The 7,961-nt window shown below is 40.5% G+C and carries 8 protein-coding genes; all 8 read left to right on the top strand.

Translation table 11 applies throughout. The features are described 5' to 3' along the window. Positions 1-436: 436 nt before the first annotated feature. The 8 genes from rpmH to PSYCG_RS12865 all read left to right on the top strand — a co-directional run bounded on the left by rpmH (position 437) and on the right by PSYCG_RS12865 (position 7,851). Positions 437-571: a 50S ribosomal protein L34 gene (gene rpmH, locus PSYCG_RS12895; protein ID WP_007394757.1), complete on the top strand. Its 135-nt coding sequence runs from the start codon at positions 437-439 to the stop codon at positions 569-571. Between the two features lie 186 nt (positions 572-757). Continuing rightward, positions 758-1,129: a ribonuclease P protein component gene (rnpA, locus tag PSYCG_RS12890; protein WP_020444557.1), complete on the top strand. Its 372-nt coding sequence runs from the start codon at positions 758-760 to the stop codon at positions 1,127-1,129. Position 1,130: 1 nt separating this feature from the next. After that, complete coding sequence (gene yidD / locus PSYCG_RS13280) at positions 1,131-1,505, top strand: membrane protein insertion efficiency factor YidD (protein WP_084674204.1); 375 nt, start codon at positions 1,131-1,133, stop codon at positions 1,503-1,505. A gap of 218 nt (positions 1,506-1,723) precedes the next feature. Then, positions 1,724-3,418: a membrane protein insertase YidC gene (gene yidC / locus PSYCG_RS12885; protein ID WP_011514771.1), complete on the top strand. Its 1,695-nt coding sequence runs from the start codon at positions 1,724-1,726 to the stop codon at positions 3,416-3,418. A 244-nt stretch (positions 3,419-3,662) separates the two neighbouring features. Beyond that, on the top strand, positions 3,663-5,099 hold the full coding sequence (gene mnmE / locus PSYCG_RS12880; RefSeq protein ID WP_051130980.1) for a tRNA uridine-5-carboxymethylaminomethyl(34) synthesis GTPase MnmE: 1,437 nt from the start codon (positions 3,663-3,665) through the stop codon (positions 5,097-5,099). Positions 5,100-5,192: 93 nt separating this feature from the next. Continuing rightward, a complete protein-coding gene (gene nrdR / locus PSYCG_RS12875) occupies positions 5,193-5,651 on the top strand; it encodes a transcriptional regulator NrdR (RefSeq protein ID WP_020444555.1) in 459 nt (152 codons plus the stop codon). Positions 5,652-5,750: 99 nt separating this feature from the next. Continuing rightward, complete coding sequence (gene ribD / locus PSYCG_RS12870) at positions 5,751-6,806, top strand: bifunctional diaminohydroxyphosphoribosylaminopyrimidine deaminase/5-amino-6-(5-phosphoribosylamino)uracil reductase RibD (RefSeq protein WP_020444554.1); 1,056 nt, start codon at positions 5,751-5,753, stop codon at positions 6,804-6,806. 373 nt (positions 6,807-7,179) lie between these two features. After that, entirely contained in the window at positions 7,180-7,851 is a 672-nt protein-coding gene (locus PSYCG_RS12865) for a riboflavin synthase (protein WP_041772343.1), read from the top strand. Positions 7,852-7,961: the final 110 nt, after the last annotated feature.

Raw genomic sequence — 7,961 nt, 5'->3', positions numbered from 1 at the left:
ATTAAGTTATCCATATTCCACCCACAGGTTATACACAGGGTTACCCATAGCTTAAATTTTTGATTGTAAAGGAAAATCAACACTTAACCACAGAAAAACAGCACCCCAATAACAACAATATCTATATATATTAATCAATTAATTATTATAAGAATCAATAAAAACTGTGGATAACTTTAAAAATCATCGCCAATAATACAAATTGTTTTCAAACTAGATAATAAGATTTACAGTAGTAAATTTATCAAGTACGCAAAGGATGACTAACTTCTTAGATGAGTTTTTAAAATCCATCAGCTTTCTACAAAAAGTAAAAAATCGAAGAGAGATATCACGCTGCTTTAAAACGTAGTGAATAGTTTATTGACCCACATCCTATGCAATGATATAATCCTCCGTTATTACGAATTTAGTCCATTATTTTGATAGGTGAGTTATGAAACGTACATTCCAACCAAGCGTGATCAAGCGTAAACGTACTCACGGTTTCCGTGCTCGTATGGCAACTAAAAAAGGCCGTCAGGTCTTAGCTCGTCGCCGCGCTAAAGGACGTCATCGCCTTACTGTATAATCAGTAGATTGCGATAAGCATGGCTCATAGTGCTTGTTGTGTTTCTATTATTTATAGATTGCGATAGTCAATCATCACAACTGACACTTAGCCATATATTAAAAGCGCCCACATCGGCGCTTTTTTTGTCTCTATATTTTGTTATTATTTCTACTATCGTTATCATCTCTTATACTAGGTTGTACTATGTCTAATACTCCTCCAACGACACTTAATGCCCGCTTTACTAAAGAGCAGCGTTTACTCACGCCTGCAGCCTTTCGTGAGGTCTTTGACGCGCCTGAACGTAAGCTACATCAGAGCCATCTGATGGCGTTTGTGCGTACTAACACTCATGAGCAGCCACGAGTCGGTATGGCGATCACCAAGCGCAAAGTCCCTACGGCAGTTGCGCGGAATCTAATCAAACGTCAAATACGTGAGCAGTTTCGAATAAAAGCTTCTAGTTTAGAAAATAAAGATATTGTTTTTATCGTTAAAACTTCTATTAAAGGCTTAAGTAATAAAGAAATAAAAATGGAAGTAATTAATATTTTTAAAAAAATAGAAAAAAAATAATATGAATTTATTTATAAAAATAATAAATAAATACTTATATAGGTTAATATATAATTTTATTGATTTTTATCAAAAAATAATAAGTCCTATATTACCTGCTCGTTGTCGATATTATCCAACCTGTTCAAACTATGGTAAGCAAGCTCTAGCTTGGTATGGTGTTTGGAATGGGAGTTTACTATTATTAAAACGCATTAGTCGCTGTCATCCATTAGGCGGACATGGAGTTGATTTTGTACCTCTACCTTTGGCTTCTTATCGTTATCAATACTTGTCTCGTAATCTAGTAGCTCATGGACAGTTTCATGGTTTTTATGTTTATCGAGATAATCATGGCTATGTTACTCGCCTAAATCATATGATGAAATCGACCTAAGACGTAAGCTTTACTAGGCGTTTCAGCATATCTACCTAGTTACCCACAAGTTATCCACACTGTTGGTATCATTTAGAATCGTTTTTTAGTAAAATGATGAACATTTTATGTGATTGACTGCTGACATTACCGTTCACCATCTGGGCCAATGCTGTATGGTGGTCATAACACATGCCCTAGTTTTTTTATTCCCTAATTTTTTAATCTAGGAAAGGTTTATGCAAAAGATATTTCGGGTGATGATCATCATTGCGATGTTAATCACCGCTTATCTGCTGATTTTGGCATGGCGTGATGATTATGCAGATGCCCCAGCTGTAGACACGGTGCCAGAAACTGCAGCTTCAGTAGGAGCCGATATTCCTTCTACTAGCGGTGCAGCAGGTGATATTCCAGTACAGACGCTACCTGTCGACAACGGTACAGTTGATAGCGCTGTGACTGCTACACCTGCTACTGATGCAGGACTAATCACAGTCACTACTGATCGTTATGACATCAAAATCAATCCAGAAGGCGGTGACATCGTTTATGCTGCGCTAAAGCAGTATGATGCGACCCTTGATAGCGATAAGCCTTTTGTATTGCTAGAAAACAACAGTAACCGCGTTTACGTGGCTCAGTCTGGTCTGATTGGTCAAAATGGTATCGATACTGCAGAAGGTCGTGCCAAATACAGCCATACCGCCAACAATTACGTGATGGAAAAAGGCCAGCAAACGTTATCAGTGCCGCTTACGTATAAAAAAGATGGTGTGACAGTCACTAAGACTTTTACCTTTACTCACGATAAATATCCTATTGATATCAGCTATAAGATTCAAAATGCTTCTACAGCGGCATGGCAAGGTCAGATGTTTGCGCAGCTAAAGCGTGATGATAGTAAAGATCCCGGTATGTCTGATAAAGGTGCGCTTAGCATGGCAACCTATTTGGGCGGCGCTTGGGGTACACCCGATGATCCCTATAATAAGCTGAAGTTTGGTAAATTTAATGATGGTGAATTGACCACGACCAGTGATAAAGGTTGGGTTGGCATCGTACAGCATTACTTTGTGTCAGCATGGACGCCTGAAAACTTTACTGGTAAATTCTTTAGCCGCGAAACAGGTGATGATTATTTTATCGGTTTTAACAGTCAGCCTGTCAATGTTGCACCAAACAAGCAAGTAACCTTAAATGCGACGCTATACGCAGGTCCAAAGGTACAATCTGAGCTTAAGGATGTAGCGGTAGGGTTAAATCAGACGGTCGATTATGGTCTGTTATGGCCAATATCAAAGATATTGTTTGGTATTTTAGATGGCATTCATAAAGTCATCGGTAACTGGGGCTGGTCAATTATTCTATTGACTATCTTAGTGAAGCTGGCATTGATGTGGTTTTCAAACAAGAGCTATTACTCGATGGCGAAGATGCGTGCGATTGCACCGCGCCTTGCTGCATTAAAAGAAGAGCATGGCGACGATCGTATGAAAATGTCGCAAGAAATGATGGCAATGTACAAAGAAGAAAAAGTCAATCCAATGGCAGGTTGTTTGCCGATTCTGATGCAGATGCCGATTTTCTTAGCCTTGTATTGGGTACTGGTTGAGAGTGTTGAACTACGTCATGCACCATGGATCTTATGGATTCAGGATTTATCAGCGATGGATCCGTGGTTTATTTTGCCACTATTAATGGGTGCATCGATGTTTATTCAGCAGCAGCTTAATCCACAGCCAGCTGATCCGATGCAAGCGAAAGTCATGAAATTCTTGCCGATTATTTTCACCGCGTTCATGCTGTTCTTCCCAGCAGGTCTGGTACTATATTGGACTGTTAATAACTTATTTAGTATGACGCATCAATATATCGTCAATAAAAAAGTAGAAGAAGAGCAAAAGCTTCGTACGGTTAAGGTACTGGATTAATCATTTAATAGTTTATAGTTTTAAAAAACCATCGCTACGGCGGTGGTTTTTTTATGCTCTTAATGTCATATCTGGTATGAATACCTACTTAAGACTACGCCATAGTCGCTACAGCCAAGCTAGATGATATTGGAAAAGACTTACAATGAGGAATTACGCTCTTTAAAGATTGTTTTGTCAGTGTGCGTTAAGCCGTCTATAATGGAGTTTTTAGTTATTGAGAGTGCTTGTGGATTCCCAAGAGTTGGCGTTAGCCGCCCCTGAGTCATCAAAAAATCTCGGTTTTTCGAGTCTACCCACCATTGCCGCTATTGCTACACCGCTTGGACGGGGTGGGGTCGGGGTTATTCGTCTGTCTGGCACACATGCGTATAGCATTGCTTGTACACTGACAGGTAAGTCAGCATTTAAACCGCGCATGGCGAGCTTCTGCCGATTTTATCAAGCAGATGGTACGGTCATCGATGAAGGGTTGGTGCTGTATTTTAAGGGTCCGCACTCGTTTACTGGTGAAGATGTGATTGAACTGCAAGGTCATGGCGGCATGATTTTGCAAAATCAGTTGTTGGCACGTGTGTTTGAGTTAGGGGCGAAACAAGCCAGCGCTGGAGAGTTCTCTTATCGTGCCTTTGATAATGATAAGTTGGATTTGGTACAGGCAGAAGCCATTGCAGATGCGATTGATGCTACCAGCGCTGCTGCTGCCAGCAGTGCTATTCGCTCCTTAAGCGGTGAATTCTCGCAAAAGATTAATCAGCTACTTGAGCAGTTAATTCATCTGCGTCTGCATGTTGAAGCAGCTATTGATTTCCCTGATGAAGAAGACGTTGATTTTTTATCAGATGGGGTCATACAAGGTAAGCTTGAACAGACACAAGAAAAAATCCAGCAGGTCTTGGCGACTGCTAAGCAAGGAAAATTATTACGTGATGGTATTCATGTGGTGTTGGCAGGTAGACCTAATGCTGGTAAATCAAGCCTGCTCAATCGCTTGGCAGGGCAAGAGCGTGCTATCGTCACTGATGTGGCGGGTACAACGCGTGATACACTACAAGAAACTGTTGTCCTCAATGGTTTGACGCTACACTTGACTGATACGGCAGGTTTGCACGAGACAGAAGATACGGTCGAGCGTATCGGCATTGAGCGCGCGCGGACAGCGATTGCTCAGGCAGATATGCTGTTAATGGTTTATGATGTAACCCGTGATCTTGAAGAAGAAATTACCCCATTACAGCTTGCTGAGCAGCTATTTGGTGAGCTACCAGAAGCCAAGCGCTTGTTAATTATCGCTAATAAAAGTGATTTATTAAACAATAATAGCAGCAAAGAAATAACCTCTATTTCGCAACAAAAGATTCATAATCGCGGTTACGAGCAAGTTAATGTTTCATGTGAAACAGGCGCAGGTATTGATGATTTAGTCGAAACTCTGTGTGCTAAAGTAGGGTTTCATCCACCCGAAAATAGCTTGATAGCTCGTACGCGTCATCTAGATGCGTTAAGAAGAACGGCCGAATATTTAGCAGAAGCTCATGAGCAGCTAACCGTCTTTAAAGCGGGTGAATTAGTTGCTGAAAGTTTGCGTCAAGCTCAGCATAGTCTGGGCGAGATTACCGGGGAGTTTAGTGCAGATGATTTGTTGGGCAAGATTTTTGGCAGTTTTTGCATTGGTAAATAATCTTATTTACGGTTATAAATTTGAATGATGTAGCTGTAAAGATGGGATTATGACTCGTTTAATAGTGCTTCATATAAAGACAAGGAAAGCCGTATGCATTGCCCTTATTGTAATGCGTCAGAGACAAAGGTAATCGACTCGCGTCTTGCTGCTGAAGGTGCGCAAGTGCGCCGCCGTCGTTCATGTAATAGCTGTCAAGAACGCTTTACCACCTTTGAAGTGGTCGAAGTGGTGATGCCTCGTATTATCAAGTCCAGCGGTAAGATTGAGCCTTATGATAATGATAAACTACGACGCTCAATTTTATTACCACTACAAAAACGTCCTATCACTATCGATGAGCAAGAAGGGATGATTAGCCGGATTGAAAAGCGTGTACGGCAAATGGGCGAGCGTGAGGTCAGCAGTAAAGTGCTTGGCGAAATAATTATGAGTGAGCTTAAAACGCTTGATGATGTCGCTTATGTGCGCTTTGCTAGTGTTTACCGTGACTTTCAGGATATTGATGCTTTTCATCAAGAGATTGCCAATATCCGGCCTAATGATAAATAACATTGAGTTAAGGTTTTGATGCTTTCTTAAGCCTATAATTTTATGTGACTTCATGAAACTATTGATAATAATATCTCATCATTTATTAAGTCCTCCTTTATGTCAAATTTAGACCATTCTCAAAATGCGAAAGACCGCTATTTTATGATGCTTGCTATTGAGCAAGCAAAGCTTGGCTTGTATACCGCTCGACCCAATCCTGCTGTAGGGTGTGTCATTGTTCAAGCAGAGGAAGTTGTCGGTCAAGGCTTCCATCCTAAAGCCGGTCAGCCGCATGCTGAGGTATTTGCTCTAAAAGATGCTGGTATAAGAACAGTTGGTGCTACCGCTTATGTCACTTTAGAGCCTTGTAGTTATACGGGTCGTACGCCGCCTTGTGCAAAAGCACTGATAGAATCTGGCGTTATACGAGTTGTCGTTGCTGGGCTAGATCCAAACCCACAGGTCGCAGGTCGCGGTGTGAAATTGTTAGAACAAGCGGGTATAGCCGTGAGCGTTGGTGTATTAACAACGCAAGCAGAAGCGTTAAATAAAGGCTTTCTAAAGGCCATGCGTACCCAAAGGCCTTATGTCAGGCTTAAGATTGCGACCAGTCTTGATGGTCGTACGGCGATGGCGACAGGTGAATCAAAGTGGATTACAGGTCCAGCCGCTCGTGAAGACGTGCAAAAGCTGCGGGCGCAAAGTGGGGCTATCATTACTGGCAGCGAAACGGTTATTGTCGATAACCCTCAGTTAAATGTACGCTCTAACCAACTAGGTATAGCAATTGAAGAGGTTCCACATCCTAAAGTGGTGATACTTGATAGACGATGTCGTTTAAAGCATGATCTACAGTCTGACTATCAGTTATGTCGTCGCCCAGATACCCTATATTGGCGTGAAGATAATTTAAGAGAACTATTAAAGGTATTAGTCACTGAGTATCAGTGTTATGACGTATTGATAGAAGCAGGGGCCAGTGTCGCTGGTAGCTTCTTACAACAGCAATTGGTAGATGAGTTGATTGTGTATCAAGCGCCATGTCTGTTAGGGCAAAAAGCGCGAGCGATGGTTGAAATTAACCCCTTATCGCTAGCTCAGCAGTTGCGTTTTGATATTCAATGTCATGAACAGCTTGATTCTGATCTGAAATTGACCTTATTACCCATTTAATTTTTAATTATCTATCCACATTCTTAATGCAAGATATGATGATTAGGCATAAATAATGACTTACTAATATTAGTTTCACATGAAACTGTGTATAACTTTGTTCCACATGAAACTTTTGATTTTGGTTAAATGTTATTTATATAGATAAATTATAGTAAAATCAAATACTTGCATAGTAGCGATTAGATATATAAATATTGAGTCAAAACAATATTAATTGTGGATAACTTGTTAATAACTAACGCTTTTAAGCTTGCAGGTAAGTATTATCCATTACTTATCCACAGTTTATCCCGAAATATATGTGATATAGCACGTTTATTGCTGAGAAAAGCTATGTATAACGACAATAAAATAATGAGAAGAGGTTGATATGTTTACCGGAATTATAGAAAGTGTGGGAAAGGTTAAGTCGATGCAACCTACAGGCGGCGACATTCGCTTGACTATAGAGTCTGATGGCTTAGATTTTAGCGATGTGAAGCTTGGAGACTCTATAGCTTCTAACGGTATCTGTCTGACGGTTGTAGATTTCGGTCGTAATCATTACTCCGTTGATGTTTCACGTGAAACTATGGCGCGAACAGCGTTAGAAGATTTGAAACCGGGGCATATTGTCAACTTAGAGAAGGCAATGCTACCGACTACACGTTTTGGTGGGCATATTGTCGCAGGTCATGTCGATGGAGTAGGGGTCGTTAGTAAGTTGCAAAAGGATGCGCGTTCTATATATATCGAAATTGAGATACCAAAAGAGCTGGCGCATTATACAGCGACGAAAGGATCTATTACCATTGATGGTATTAGCCTCACGACTAACTTAGTGCGTGATAATATTGTTTCACTCAATATCATTCCGCATACAGCTCAAGTGACCAATATTGCACAGCATTGGTTGGTAGGAGACAAGGTCAATGTGGAGGTAGATATTGTGGCTAGGTATTTGGAGCGTTTATTAAATAAGTCGCAGGAAGACACTGCAAATATTAGCCCGCAAAGCAATATTACTGAAGCTTTTTTAGCAGATAATGGCTTTATGAAGTAAGTCATATTTAAAACAACAGTCTTATCTTGCTGCAAATTTTATATTAGCAGTAAGTGAGAAGTATGGAAGCTATCTTGTTTTAGCATGGTTATGTATAAGTGATCACTAAC

This window comes from Psychrobacter sp. G (genome assembly GCF_000418305.1).
Lineage (GTDB): Bacteria > Pseudomonadota > Gammaproteobacteria > Pseudomonadales > Moraxellaceae > Psychrobacter > Psychrobacter cryohalolentis.
This window is presented reverse-complemented; position numbering and strand designations above follow the sequence as displayed.

Bases quoted from the DNA above. Each gene is read 5' to 3' on its own strand.
- rpmH (WP_007394757.1), top strand. From the start codon at position 437: ATGAAACGTACATTCCAACCAAGCGTGATCAAGCGTAAACGTACTCAC.
- rnpA (WP_020444557.1), top strand. From the start codon at position 758: ATGTCTAATACTCCTCCAACGACACTTAATGCCCGCTTTACTAAAGAG.
- yidD (WP_084674204.1), top strand. From the start codon at position 1,131: ATGAATTTATTTATAAAAATAATAAATAAATACTTATATAGGTTAATA.
- yidC (WP_011514771.1), top strand. From the start codon at position 1,724: ATGCAAAAGATATTTCGGGTGATGATCATCATTGCGATGTTAATCACC.
- nrdR (WP_020444555.1), top strand. From the start codon at position 5,193: ATGCATTGCCCTTATTGTAATGCGTCAGAGACAAAGGTAATCGACTCG.
- ribD (WP_020444554.1), top strand. From the start codon at position 5,751: ATGTCAAATTTAGACCATTCTCAAAATGCGAAAGACCGCTATTTTATG.
- PSYCG_RS12865 (WP_041772343.1), top strand. From the start codon at position 7,180: ATGTTTACCGGAATTATAGAAAGTGTGGGAAAGGTTAAGTCGATGCAA.